Here is a 13,724-nt window from a genome sequence, read left to right on the forward strand (position 1 = left end):
CAATTTTCTTATAGGCTAATTTTCTGCACTTTTCAGCTTTTTATTGTCTTCAGTAACCCAGGCCGTCAGCCCATTAACACTCCCGCCTTTAATCAGACCAGCCGCTGCACTGGGGCTACTGAATTCATGATCTTCTGTGAAAGACAAATAGTTCTCAGTTTGTTCAAGAATACCTTTCTGAATCAAACGATCACGATATTTCCGGGCTCCGGAAGCAAAAGCTTTATTGGGTGTCAGCACAGCTTGAGAGCCTTTGAATACAGTAAACCCAGACTCTGAGCGTCTGCCTGTTGCTACCAGATTTTTGGTTTTGCAGTAAAAAACAGACTCTTTATTTTCAGATGCCTGGTTCTGTTGTGGCGTAAAGGAAATAGCTGTTGCCGGTGAAGAAAAATGATGAATTCCCAAAACTGGCAATAGCTGGATCATTCTCTCGATAAATACGTCCATTTCTGCTCTGTCGGCTTCTGGCAGTGAAGAGCCGCTGGAGGTCGCATTCATTACGGTGACCAGCTTGCTCCTTTGAGCCATCTGAATCAACTTACCTTCAATATATTTGATATGAGCCTTGGTCAGATTATCATCCTTACTGACGAAAGCAGAGGTATGAATCCAGTAATCCTTGCCCTCATTCTGAGCATGCTGCTTCAGTCGTTTGGAAACATTTTCAGCTTCGCCAATATAGATGACAGGCTCATTATTGTCGGCATCGACGCCAGTCAGAAGATAAACCCCTGGGCTACTTAGCTCAGAACGTTGCAGATAATCATTAAGATCATTCCGTGGTCCGGCAATTGCTTTGCCAGTCCAATTGGAGATTTCAGCCGTCCGAAGCCCGGTCGGACTGCCTTTGACGAGAAATAATTTTATGGTTGCTGCTTGCATAAATAGCCTTTAATAAACCCGAACATCAAAACCCAACGCTCGAAGTGCTTTACTGGTTCTGCCATTTCTTGGTGGAGCCACTTCTGGGCGAGCCCAACCAACCAGCTCCGCAATAGAGTTCAGACCATAATGAGCAATGCCATATTCTCTGGTTCTACCAGCGAGATACAGGCGCTCCCAAAGATCTTCATCGCGTCCTTCATAAAGCACGAAATGCAGCAATTTGCGAACATCCCAGCCTTTTTCATTCCTTTGCGCTAACAGCCATTCTGTAAACAATGGCAACCTGTCCTCAAGGCTCATGGATTTTACATCCGGACGGCCAAGCATTTTGGTGCTGAGCTTTATAATATGATCACAAGTGGCGTGGGTGTAATAAAGAACCTTCTCAAATTCGTCCTTTGAAAGCGTCAGAATTTTATCTTCTGCCAAATGCTCTCGAATATAGGGCGCATGAACATAAAGATTCTCATGTTCATTGGATGGTGCTTCCCTCTGGATTTTCCACCATTCCATGATTTCCCGGACAGCGGTTTGAGGGTTACTCTTGTTGGATTGGTAATAGTCCTCGTAAGGCTTCTTGTTACCTTCACCCACTTTATTGTAATAATAAGCGTGTAAAAACTGATCGACTTGCCACCCAGGCGGAATAGAATGCTCAACCCAGGCAGGGCGATAGTCTGTCAATTGCGAAGCAATACTGCGAAGTTCTGTAAGGGTTGAGTGCCATTCTTTCTGGAAATTCTCCTTTTGCTTATCAGCTGCTCTTTGTTTCTGGATAAAACTTGGTCCTTCCCAGAGAGGAATTCGTCGTTTATCTGCACCTTTCATACCCATGTCACGGCGAAGGTTTTGCAGAACCTTCATTTCTTCCACAACTTCGCGAGTCAGCGGGAAGGCTTTATCCAGTGTATTCAAATAATCAAAAAACGTTTCAAGCTCTGGAATCATGCCATTAGATTCCAGATCTTCTTCCGTCAAAAACAAACCAGCTTCAATGTTAGTCAGCCAGGCTCTGTCAGTATGATTGGCAGAGCCGATGTAAGCACCGTAACCTTTCCACCAGATCACTTTGCTATGAAGAAAATCCGGAATCAGTTTGCAGTAGACATTATCACTATGATGGCGTAGTAATCGCTCCAGCATGGGAACTACTACCGGAACGGTATGGTCATAACGCATCCAGATATCAAGCCTGAGTTTGTTATTCAAACAGTTCCCGATAAGGTCTTCATCCTCATTACTGCCATTGGAACCATAGGCAATAGCAGCAAGAACGCCGTCAATCTCATGCTCACTGGTTGGCAGGATATCTCTTAAATGGGTGTTGTTTAAGCGGTTGGCAATGAATTTCACAAATCGTCCTGGATGGCCAGAGCAGGCTGGCCTGTGATTTATCTTTATTGGAGAGGGAAGGGAGAAAAGAGTCAGCCCTGATAGTTGATGGCTATCAACCAGTCTTCAGCCGATATACCTAACAAAATCCGTCGAGTCGTAAAAAATGAAGGCCAGCGATGGCGAAACCATCTTTCTGCAAGTTGGGCTTTGTAGTGTCGGTTATTGGCTTTCCGAGCCCTTGCGGCAGCCTGGTTGAAAAACTTCAGTACTTCCCTGCGATCATCCACTAGGCGAGAACAGTTCAAATTCAAAATCCTGATGGTTTCTGCAACCAATGTTTCCAGACTGTCATAACTGTTATCAATATCCTGTAATCTGGCGCAGGCTTCCGGGTCGGGTCGCAGTTCACAGGTACGCAGGTCAAACTTAAACAAACAAGGTGTATTGATAATCCGCAGCGGGTTCAGCACATAACCTTCACAGGCTTCTGGTATCTCGCCAGCACTGATCAAATGGTCTTTGTAAGCATCACAGCTAAGATTTTCCGGAAGCTGATAGTTAACTTTATCTGCTTCAGTCTGCCTGGAACCGCCCATACAAACCCCGATCATATTCTCCCAGTCCAGAGTCCAGTTATGATCAGGATTTGATACATCCGATTTTGGATGGAAATGCTCTACTCGCTGATGATTAGACCGCTCCTCTGGCAGCTCGGTTTCACAGAAGGCACACAAGTGCCCCTGATCCTGAAAAATTTGTTGTTTAATTTCAAGGTAAGGGCCAGTGTCTCTCAGAGCCTTCCATTGGGCATCAGGGTTTTGATCACGAAACTCAGTCAGGGCAACAGGTTCAGAACTCTTACCTATCTTCTTCACCGTCTAACTCCCATTGACGGTTTTCAATATGAAGATCAGCTTCCGTCAATGCCGACTCCTCACCCTGGAAAACAGCATCCAGTTGCTGGCGTTTATCTATGGCTTCTGGAGTGTTCCATTGATCGGCATAAACCAGATCAAGGTACTGATTCAGCAGAATAGTGTTCGGATCGTTTTGTGGTCTCTGCTCCACACCGAAAATACGCTTCAGAATACGGGAAGCTTCTGCACCCTGAGTCCCCGGAGCGGCAGAATACAGCTGACCATTATTTATAATCCGCAGTTTTTCCGATGCCACTGTAGAAACAATCTGAGGACTATGGGTAGACACAATCCACTGCACATTCGGGAAGGTGCGATGCAGATCAGGCAATATTCTCTGTTGCCAGTCAGGATGCAAATGAAGATCAATCTCATCAATCATTACAACACCCGGAGTTGCGAGAATATCATCAGCTTCAGGGTTTGCGGTTGCCATTCGGCTGGCGATATCCATCACCATTGCCAGAGTGGTACGAAAACCGTCGCTAAGCTGCAAAATGCTCAGGGTTTCGGTATGACCATCAGGCTTTTTCCAATCTACAAGAAAATCAGCCGGATTAGTCTGGGTACGGGGATTAGAAAACTCAGGCAGCAATCCCTCCCGCTTGCCATTACCTGAAATAGCCTGGCGAATGGCTTCAAGCGCAGGTAAGCAATAATCAAAGTCTCGATGCTTCTCCATAGCTCGTCGTTCTTCATCTTCAAGGTTAAAGAAACGCTCAAAGAACTGTTTAAAATTAACCCGAGAATTCAGTGAGCCGGAAAAAGCTTCAAACCGTGAACCGGTTTTATGGAAACTCAATTTGGGTTCCGGAATATTGTCAAAAACACCTCTGCCAGTTCCGTAGTAGGCAATCACCGGAAGAGAGTAGGGGCTATCATCATTCTCACTATCAATAAAGGAATCAACCCACTCATTCAGTGCTTTGACTCCTTTGGCGGAAGGAATGGTTTCAGTTGTTTTTTTCGTTTTATCCCGGCGATCGGTGATATCCCATTCAATACCGCTGGTAGTTTCCAGTGCGATCCGTAGATAAGGCCGCAGCTTGCCAGCCTCATCAAGCTTTAAATCTGTGTTTTTAGTGCGAATACCACTGATCTTGGGCAGTCGCGTAAGAAAAGGTCCAAGACCACGAGCCAAGCCATCCAGAACCGAGGTTTTACCCTGACCATTCCAGGCCACCAGAACCGTGAAATCGGGTTCCAGCTCAAGGGAGAGAGAGTCGAACGCCCGAAAATTGGTTAATTCAATCTTTTTTAATTTCATGTTGCTCCAGAGGAACCAACGTTTTAACGCCTCAATCAGCCGCTGCGCCGAAGGCGCAACGAACTGGATTGATTTGTTAGACTAACGGATATTCTAGCGAACTTTACTGCCTTTGTTCCAAGCCTGTTGTATCAGAGTACCTGATCCACAAACGACTCAAAACTATCGGCCTTGGCAAAACCAACATTTTCACCTAGTGCTTTAAAGTGCTCCCGACCACAGTCAATCTTGGCCTGTTCTGTTGGGCGCAGGGAACCGCTCAGCAGTGAGCCTTTGGTTTCTACCACAAAATAAAGTGTCTCTTCATTATTATTCTCTACCAGCACCGCCCAGTCCGGGTTATAAGTACCCAGTGGAGTATCAATCTTGAACCAGTCCGGCAATTTGGCATAGACCTTAACTTCTTCGCTCTTTTCAAATGCATCGGCGAAATCATGCTCGACACCCGAGTCGTAGACCACATGGTCATACACGGATTTATCTGATTTCAGCATATTCTTGCCAAGATAACCCTTCAGCTCTTTATCCTGAAACAGCTCCTGACAGTAATAGTGCTCGTCGCCAATCTTCTGGTATTTAATACCATCCACAATAAACTGGCGCATCACCTGCTGGATAATGGCAGTAGCCTCATCAATAAATTTCTGAGGGTTATTGCGGAAGGCATCCAGCCGGTTGCACTGGGTAAGAATGCTGACAATAGAGCGGCGGGTCAGATTAGTGGCATTTTGCAGATAGCTAACAATATCCGGCAGTTTATAGTCTTTGGCATCATAAATGTAAGACTGGGTTTTGCTCTCCTCAATCTCCAACTCACTGCGTTTGATTGCCACTTTACCCTTGGCGTACTCAAACTTGGTTTTGCCCGCCACCAGATCTTTTTCAATGGCTCTGGCACATTTTTCCACCAGATCATGGTGGTTAAAATCCACCCGGTAACTGGTTTTGAACTTGATGCGATCCCAGAGATGCTTAAACTCATCGCCCAAGTAAATGGCTTTATTCAGCTTCACGGTTTCCCGCTTACTGCCATCTTTAATATTCAGGCCACCGGCCACTTTCTTCAGAACCGCCTGAATCTGTTCAGCCCTGTTCCATCACATCGTAAGGCAGGTCTACCGAGCCTTCTTTTAGCGCCCGTTTCAGATCATCCTGAACCTTGCCTTTTTTATCGATATAACCGCTATCCAGCAAATGCTGCCAGATTTGCTCCGACTTCTCAGCACCCAGGTATTCCGGCTTCTCACCCTCGTGTTTCACCACAATATTGGCAAACAGATGATCATCCACCACGCCAAAGCGAATGCCTTCTTCCTCTTCAATCTCTTTTTGCAGTGTGGCAACAAATTCTTCATAGGATTCGTTTGCCATGACCGTCAGAGTGTTTACATCAAAACCATGCACCCGTTCACCGTCCTGATTCACGGCAATGCGCAGACCCCGGCCGATCTCCTGACGCTTTTTAGTCACCGAGGTGGTTTCATTCAGGGTACAGATCTGGAATACGTTGGGGTTATCCCAGCCTTCCTTCAGAGCCGAGTGAGAGAACAGGAACTTCAGCTTACAATCCAGGCTCAGCAGACGTTCCTTGTCTTTCATAATCAGGTTATAGGCACTTTCATCAGCAGCGGTTTTTCCGCCTTCACCTTTGGCAGAGAGCTTCGACTCTTTGAACAGGGCGTCACCAGAACTGTCCTTCTTCTTATCAATGGCAAAATAACCATTATGCAGTTCACTAACAATGTCTGCCGGTGAAGTTTCCTCAAACAGGCTACGATACTTACCCTTGCGGGCAATGGTCACATATTCTTCTTCAAAGATTTTGGCGAACTTGCCCTGTTGTGCAACGCCATCCTCGTAATAGCGGTAATTCGCCACCTTGTCGATAAAGAACAGGCTCAGCACCTTAATGCCTTTAGGAATCAGCAGAAGCTCTTTTTCCAGATGTTCTTCAATGGTTTTTCGAATCTGTAACCGCTTAAATTCATCTTCATCCACGCCGCCAATGGCTTCGCCTTTGCGAATTTCTTCCGGTTTACTGGTAAAATCGATGTACTCATGGCCTTTTTCGCAATAGATATCGTTAATCACATAGCCTTCGTACACATCACGGCCACCGGAAAGCTCATATAAATCGTCATTGGTCTTAACGGTTTTAGTCGTTCGCCTGACCGAACCCGCCTGCATCACATCCATTTCAATTTTGGCAGAAATCCCACTTTTATTGCTTTTGGCATCCAGCAGCTTGATATAAGCCTTATTATGCCCGTCCCGCACATTGATATGAGCCACTTCAATCTGCTTTACCAGCTTCTGCTCATAGGCATCAATGGAATCCAGCTTATACAGCAGGTTGTATTTATCCTTGTGGGTAGCCGAATAACGGAAAGTGCAGAGCGGGTTTAACGACGCAATCGCCTCTTTGGATTTCGCCGTGGTATCCACACTCTGGGGTTCATCAATAACCACCACCGGACGGGTAGAGCGGATAAATTCAATAGGTTTCATACCATTAAGCCGGTCATCACTCCTGTGGATCAGGTTGGCTTTGGTCTCTTTGCTGGGATCGGTAAAGCTTTTACGGAAAGCATCAATATTGATCACCATGATCTGGATATAATCATTGGTGGCAAAACTTCGCACCTGCTCCCGTTTTTGGGAGTCGTACACGAAATAATCATACTGAACATTGTTGTACTGGTCTTTAAAGTGCTGCTCCGTGATTTGCAGCGACTTATACACGCCTTCCTTAATCGCCACCGACGGCACCACCACGATAAACTTGGTAAAGCCATAGCGTTGGTTCAGCTCAAAAATGGAGCGCAGGTAAACATAGGTTTTACCGGTGCCGGTTTCCATTTCAACGGTAAAGTCCATACTATCCAGCGCTTTGGACTGCTTCAGCCCCTGATTCAGCTGCACCTGCTGGGTATTTTCCAGCACTTCATCGGTCAGTAGCTCCAGCCGGTTACCAATACCCAGATCATCATGCTCGGAGCTCTGTAACATATCGGGCTGATGAGCGGCAGAAGTACCATAGGCGGGTACCGAAAAATTGGTCTGGCAGGTTTCCTGACCTTCAAACACTCCCACCACCGATTCGATGGCTACTTTCTGGTAATCCAGATCGGGATTAAATTGAATCTTCATTCTTTATAACCCCTCAGATGCTTTTCACATCATCAATACCATACTGCTTCAGTACCTGAATGGCATTGGTTTTAACCACATCATTGGCAAAGCCTGCGTCTTTAAACACCACTCGCATCATTTCAGGCTGCAGCTCTTTATTCAGCTGGCCAATGCCTTCTATCACCGGCATTTCAATCTGGTTATCCAGGCAGACCATTAAGGCACCGAAGCCGATGTTATAGACGGTTTTGTCACCAATCATGTGTTCTTCGATAGGCAAGGTCAGGTCGAGGCCGTATTTCAGCAGGATTTCGTAGAGAACGTCTTCGGCGGAGCGATCTTCTTTCAGGCTGTCGTCTGCGCCCAGAACCATTTGTTCCAAGTTGTCAAAATCGGCATCCCAGGGTTTGATGTTGCTGGAGTCGAGTTTGAAAAATTTGAAACCAATGTCTAGTTTGCTAATGCCATCCTTACTTTGGTTTTCAGAAACAATTCTTTCACCAGCAAGAGAAATTCGTTTTAAACCCAGTTCCGATATGGTTTTGTAACCATTTTTGAAAGCCGTTTTTTTGGGGTTGCAGGCTTCAGGTAATTGAACAACGATAAATTTTCTATCACCTTGGTCTTCAAGGTTTAAGTTTATGATGCTTTCTGCTGTACTACATGAACCTGCAAAAAAATCCAAAACGATATCTTTCTTCCCTAGATCACAGTACTTAAAAATGCGGGCAAGGACCTCATGGTCTTTTGGGTTATCAAATAATTTAGCCCCCATTAAATTTTTTAGGTATTTCACTGCTACTTGAGATTGCTTATACATAACGCTTGGCATGACCTGCAAACCAGCAACCACTTCTTCCTCTTCATCTTGGTCTGCAACATTCTCTTCATCAAGAACTTCCCCCTTAACAGGTAGCAAGTGAGCTTTTCGAAACGGTGGGTCTTCATGAGTATATCTGAAAGCAACGAGTCCTAAATCAATTTGTTCTTGCATGGACTCAGGGTTACTGAACCTCCAACCGGTATCAGGAACCCTGCATGGTTGTTTTGTTTCAGGATGAATCACGTCGTAACTTGGACCATTGTCTCCTGGCCAAGAAATATCTCTATCTCTCCAAGGGCCATTCTTGTCGACCCATTTATATCTACTTAACTTTTTGGATGGGTGGTTTTTTGGAAGCTTTTTATACCAGTCTCGAAGGTCACTCTGAATACTTTCATAGTCAGAACCGTATTTATCCACGAGTATTTTATACTCATCAACGATTTCCTTTGCTCCAGGTTTAGGCTCTCTCCACTTTGTCTCTCTCTCTTTCAATAATATTAAGCTTTTGGCATATACGAGGATATATTCATGGCCAATAGAGAAAAGTTTTGCATCATTCTTTCTAGTTTTTTCCCAAACCAACTGGGCAATAAAATTACCTTCACCAAATATTTCATCAGTGATCTTTTTTAGATTTTCAATTTCATGTTCATCAATGGATATAAAGATTAAACCATCATCTTTTAAAAGATTTCGTGCTAATTTAAGGCGAGGGTAGATCATATTAAGCCAATTAGAATGATAGCGTCCCGATGTTTCAGGGTTGCTAGATAGCTTATAGCCTTCATCATCGGTCTGACTTGTTAATTCTAAATAATTCTTAATATTATCCTTGTAGTTATCCGAATAAACAAAATCCTTTCCCGTGTTATAAGGTGGATCAATATAAATCATCTTCACCTTTTTGTGATAACTCTTCTGCAGCAGCTTCAGCACTTCCAGGTTATCACCTTCAATAAACAGGTTCTTGGTGGTATCCCAGTGTTTGGACTCTGCTTTGCAAGGGCGCAGGGTGCCAGTAGAAGGGGTCTGCGCCAGACGACGGGCGGCAGCTTTACCATGCCAGCTGAAGTTATAGCGTTCTTTATCGCCATCAATCACCTGCTGGCCAACCAGCTCTTTCAGCACATCGGCATCAATTTTGGCGCCATCGGCATCTTCGGTAATCAGCTCCGGAAACAGCTGTTTCAGCTTGCTGATATTGTCCGCTACAATATCCATGCTCCGGCTATTGGCATGGGTTTCGGTGATTTTTTCCATCGGTGGTATCTCTGGTAAAGGTCTGTATCAAAAAATCAGATGAGAGCGTTAAAGTTGGGTCTTCAGAGCCTGAATCGTTTGATCCAGCTGTTTGATGTGCATATTCAGTTCAACTTTATAGTTAAACCGTGTCTCTTTTTTCAACTCACTTCGCAGCTGCGCCAGCTGTTGCTGGTGGTTGCGTAACTGATCTAACCGGGCTTGCCGGTTATCTTCCGTATCGGTGCTTAAGCGATAACTGCCGGTATATCCGGCGCAGTTCAGGGCAACCACTCGCTGAACCAGATCCTGATAACACTGGTACAGATTATTAAAGCGACAGTGGCTTATGGCAAAGTCATTCAGAAAATCCTGCTGCAATACTTCTGGTTGGTGCAGGTTTATCCAGCCCGTATCAAAGCTGCGTTCAAGGGTTAGCCTGCTATTATCAGCCTGGTTAATCCGTTTGTAGGCCAGCTGAATAGCTATTTGCTGCTCATGTACAAATACCAGCACCAGCGGGTAGGGAATAGCCCGCTGAATGATATCCGCCAGTTTGCTGCGCTGGCTGTCGGAGGGTATCACTCCTTTGAGGTTGACTTGCAGCAGGGCAATTTCAAGGTATTCCCGTTGTTCATCGATATATTTGGGAATATTGATGGTGACCGGTTTCAGGGTGTACCGCCATTGAACGGTATCAATCTGTTCACTGAACCGCTGCTGGTCCGCTTTACTTAGGCTGGCATTATCGTAAAACTGCTTTTTGTAGACACGCTTACCTAAAAAACAGGAATCAGGAATAGCCAGTTGCTTATAAAAGCGTTCCAGTAACATCATGCTACTCCCTGATTGATGATCAGATAGCTCACCACTTCAAAGTCTTCCATTCCCTGAAAACTGTCCTGGGTCAGATGGGTACCACCCCGGCTGAACAGGCTGTCGATGCCTTTTTCTTCGCTTTTACCGATAATGCTGCCCACAGCGGTTTCCAGCAATTGCCGGTAGTGGCTCATATCTTTGCCGTTGTTTGTGATGGCATGAAACGTCTGGATAGCAGGCTGGTCAGGCAGATGATGGCCTTGCCCCTGTTTTCTCAGAATATCCAGCATTTTTTTGGTTTGTGTGAAAGGGTATTTCACTTCGTTATCGTCGGTTACATACACCAGATAATGGGGTGCCAGAGCATAAGCATCGGTGCTCTGACCCTGAACCGGTGTCAGCTGCTTCAGGCAGAATAATACGCCGGGTTCAATACTCTGAAGAGATAATGCTTTGTCAATTGTGCAGCAGCTAAACAGTCCGGTATACGCTGACTCTAATTCATCCAGATGTTCTTTCATATAACCGGATAAATCCATACGGAAGTCATTCAGGGTCAGGTCGGTAATGGAGACACTGCCGGAAATATCTTCCAGATCCACTACATTGTCCTGTAATTCCTGTAGCTGACGACGGCGGTATTCCAGATCGTTCATCTGTTTGCCGGTGTCCTGCTCAATCACATTTTCTTCACCGGTGGCGGAGATATCCAGCAGCACCATACGACCACTGACCCTGGCTTCAAGGTTAATGTATTCATCCAGCTCCATATTGGGCCAGAAGTTGACCAGCTGAATCACTGTGTTTTTGGAACCCAGTCGGTCTACCCGACCAAACCGTTGGATAATCCGTACCGGGTTCCAGTGAATATCGTAATTAATCAGGAAATCGCAGTCCTGAAGGTTCTGGCCTTCGGAAATACAATCGGTGGCAATGAGAATATCGATTTCTTCGGTCAGGCTGTCGTCGATTTTTCCCCGTTCTTTGGACACGGGAGAAAATGCCGTGAGCAGATTATTCAGATCACTGCCAACACCGGTCATGGTGGTTTTATTACTGCCTGAGCCGGTCACCAGTGCCGAGTGTAAACCCAGTGTCGTTTCTGCCCATGGGGCAATTTGCTGATATAGATATTGGGCTGTATCCGCAAAGGCGGTAAAAATAATGACTTTGCGATTGTTGGTGTTTAATGGGTTTTGACACTTGTTCTCAATCACCGATTGCAAACGATGCAGTTTCGCATCCCGTTCAGCATCAATGGCCTGAGCTTCTGTCAGCAGTTGCTGCAGGCGGGCACGGTCTTCTTCTAGATCCTGACGCCAGAGGATATGGTCCATATCCTTGATCAGAATTTTAACCTTTTTGCCTATCAGGTAGTCGCCGAATTCCGGGGCATCCACTTCAATATCATTAATGCTTAGCTCTTCCACTTCGTCACTGGCATGGTTGGCCAGTTTGTCCAGCAAGCCATCGACTTCCGCCAGAAGTTTTCCCAGGGTAAGGGAAAAGGAATGAATGGAGCTTTCCATGCGCTTAAGCAGATTTACTCGCATCAGATGAATAAGGCTCTGCTCACGATCCACCATTTTGAAGACCGAACCGCCTTTTACCTCAATATCGTATTTGCGGTTATATTCCTGTCGTTTATCCATTCGTACATATTTCAGGGGTGCGTAGGCACTGAGGTTAAGGCGACGGATAATTCGGTTGATCTCTCTGAGGGGTGGGAACTGACCTTGAGCATCAATATCTTCTTTGATGTTCAGTGGCTTCAGACGTTCAGGGAAAGCGCCGATTTCAGCAATATCATAATATTTCTCAATATGCTTACGTGACCGGGCAATGGTGAGCAGATCAAGCAGTTTGAAGTAATCGAAATTCATGCCGTCCAGCAGAGCTTCGGTGGAACGCTGGTGTTCTTCGAGCTTGAGCCACTGGTTAAACTGGGTCTGGGCTTTTTTCAGGGTGATTTCGATACTGGCGATACCATGCTCTTCAAGGGCAGTATCCTGACCTTCGGTAATGAATGCCACCTGATTTTTCAGGTCGTTCATGCGGTTATTGACCGGGGTGGCTGACAACATCAGTACCTTGGTTTTAACGCCGGAACGAATGATTTCATCCATCAGGCGGGAGTAGCGAGTGTAACCTTCTTTTGCGGTGCTGCTGTTACGAAAATTATGGGATTCATCAATGACCACCAGATCATAGTTGCCCCAGTTAATGGTTTCGAGATTGATCTCTCCGGACTTACCTGAGACCCGTGTCAGATCGGTATGGTTTAGCACATCGTAGTTGAAACGGTCTGAAGCCAGCAGGTTGCGTTTGTCGTTTATGGTATAAACCGTCCAGTTCTCCCGAAGCTTTTTCGGGCAGAGAACCAGTACCCGGTCATTGCGCAACTCGTAATACTTGATAACGGCGAGAGCTGAGAAGGTTTTACCCAGGCCGACACTATCAGCAATAATGCAGCCGTTATAGCGTTCCAGCTTGTCAATGGCACCAAGAACGCCATCTTTCTGGAATTTGTAGAGTTTGTTCCAGACGACGGTATCCTTAAAACCGGTTTTGCTTTTGATAATGCTGTCTTCGTCGATCTCTTCCAGAAAACCTTTGAACAGGTGGTACAAAGTCAGAAAGTAGATGAACTGAGGGGACTGGTTCTGAGTCAGTTTGTTCAGCTGATTGAGCAGCAACTCTTTGGCATTGTGGGCAGAAGGACTGTCCCAGATAGCGTCAAACCATTCCAGCATACCTTTGGTCGCACTGGGTTCCGTAAGACACATATTCATATCAAATTGGTCAGATTCGCTATAGCCAAGACCGGTACTGGTAAAGTGAGAGCTGCCCTGTATGGCCACAGACTGCTCATTCTGCTTTTCTACATGGAAAAGGTTCTGGTTAGCCATTCCAGTGGCTTTGATATGGACCTTCTGTTCTATCCAGCGAGCACATTCTTTAGCAACCTGCATCTGGTTAAGCTGGTTTTTAAAGCGTTGCTCGAAAATGTCTCCGGTCAATTCGGGGAAAGGGTTAGTGGAATCTTCGTCTGAATTTACACTTCTTGATAGCAGCAGGCGGGTGTCATCCAGCCTTGAAAATTCCTTTTTCAGTGACTCAAAGCCATAAATCGAGAACAGCCCCGAAATAATGGATAATTTTGAGCCTTTGGTGAGCTGATTGCGCAGGGTATCGCCCACCTTTCCATTTTGCTTGTTGTCCAGAAGCATATTGATTGATTCCCGAAATCAGGTACGCTACCGCCCTGAGGATTCGCTGGTGTTAGCGGTGCATGGGCCTC

The 13,724-nt window shown here is 45.7% G+C and carries 9 protein-coding genes; all 9 read right to left on the reverse strand.

Features of this window, described 5'->3' with window-relative positions:
* Positions 1-15 precede the first annotated feature (15 nt).
* On the reverse strand, positions 16-885 hold the full coding sequence (locus tag V5J35_RS22735; protein WP_354009316.1) for a GIY-YIG nuclease family protein: 870 nt from the start codon (positions 883-885) through the stop codon (positions 16-18).
* A 9-nt stretch (positions 886-894) separates the two neighbouring features.
* Positions 895-2,241 carry a phospholipase D-like domain-containing protein gene (locus V5J35_RS22740; protein WP_354009317.1) on the reverse strand — a complete coding sequence of 449 codons (1,347 nt, stop codon included), beginning with the start codon at positions 2,239-2,241 and terminating at the stop codon, positions 895-897.
* Positions 2,242-2,312: 71 nt separating this feature from the next.
* Positions 2,313-3,098, reverse strand: a complete 786-nt coding sequence (gene ptuB, locus V5J35_RS22745) for a retron Ec78 anti-phage system effector HNH endonuclease PtuB (protein WP_354009318.1) — start codon at positions 3,096-3,098, stop codon at positions 2,313-2,315.
* Complete coding sequence (locus V5J35_RS22750) at positions 3,082-4,407, reverse strand: AAA family ATPase (protein ID WP_354009319.1); 1,326 nt, start codon at positions 4,405-4,407, stop codon at positions 3,082-3,084. Before V5J35_RS22750 ends, ptuB begins: the two co-directional genes overlap by 17 nt.
* 131 nt (positions 4,408-4,538) lie before the next feature.
* A complete protein-coding gene (locus V5J35_RS22755; protein ID WP_354016507.1) occupies positions 4,539-5,465 on the reverse strand; it encodes a restriction endonuclease in 927 nt (308 codons plus the stop codon).
* 25 nt (positions 5,466-5,490) lie between these two features.
* Positions 5,491-7,557 (reverse strand): DEAD/DEAH box helicase family protein, encoded by a 2,067-nt coding sequence (locus V5J35_RS22760; protein WP_354016508.1) that lies wholly within the window; start codon positions 7,555-7,557, stop codon positions 5,491-5,493.
* 13 nt (positions 7,558-7,570) lie between these two features.
* Positions 7,571-9,625, reverse strand: coding sequence for a site-specific DNA-methyltransferase (locus V5J35_RS22765; RefSeq protein ID WP_354009321.1), 2,055 nt, complete (start codon positions 9,623-9,625; stop codon positions 7,571-7,573).
* A gap of 48 nt (positions 9,626-9,673) precedes the next feature.
* Positions 9,674-10,441: a DUF4391 domain-containing protein gene (locus tag V5J35_RS22770; protein WP_354009322.1), complete on the reverse strand. Its 768-nt coding sequence runs from the start codon at positions 10,439-10,441 to the stop codon at positions 9,674-9,676.
* Positions 10,438-13,653 (reverse strand): helicase-related protein, encoded by a 3,216-nt coding sequence (locus tag V5J35_RS22775; RefSeq protein ID WP_354009323.1) that lies wholly within the window; start codon positions 13,651-13,653, stop codon positions 10,438-10,440. The genes V5J35_RS22770 and V5J35_RS22775 overlap by 4 nt, the downstream gene beginning before the upstream one ends.
* Positions 13,654-13,724 lie beyond the last annotated feature (71 nt).

The sequence above is a fragment of the Endozoicomonas sp. NE40 genome (assembly GCF_040549045.1).
Lineage (GTDB): Bacteria > Pseudomonadota > Gammaproteobacteria > Pseudomonadales > Endozoicomonadaceae > Endozoicomonas_A > Endozoicomonas_A lisbonensis.

What these genes read in the sequence shown, in the direction of transcription:
- V5J35_RS22735 (WP_354009316.1), bottom strand. Translation starts at nt 885, where the DNA reads ATGCAAGCAGCAACCATAAAATTATTTCTCGTCAAAGGCAGTCCGACC.
- V5J35_RS22750 (WP_354009319.1), bottom strand. Translation starts at nt 4,407, where the DNA reads ATGAAATTAAAAAAGATTGAATTAACCAATTTTCGGGCGTTCGACTCT.
- V5J35_RS22760 (WP_354016508.1), bottom strand. Translation starts at nt 7,557, where the DNA reads ATGAAGATTCAATTTAATCCCGATCTGGATTACCAGAAAGTAGCCATC.
- V5J35_RS22765 (WP_354009321.1), bottom strand. Translation starts at nt 9,625, where the DNA reads ATGGAAAAAATCACCGAAACCCATGCCAATAGCCGGAGCATGGATATT.
- V5J35_RS22770 (WP_354009322.1), bottom strand. Translation starts at nt 10,441, where the DNA reads ATGATGTTACTGGAACGCTTTTATAAGCAACTGGCTATTCCTGATTCC.
- V5J35_RS22775 (WP_354009323.1), bottom strand. Translation starts at nt 13,653, where the DNA reads ATGCTTCTGGACAACAAGCAAAATGGAAAGGTGGGCGATACCCTGCGC.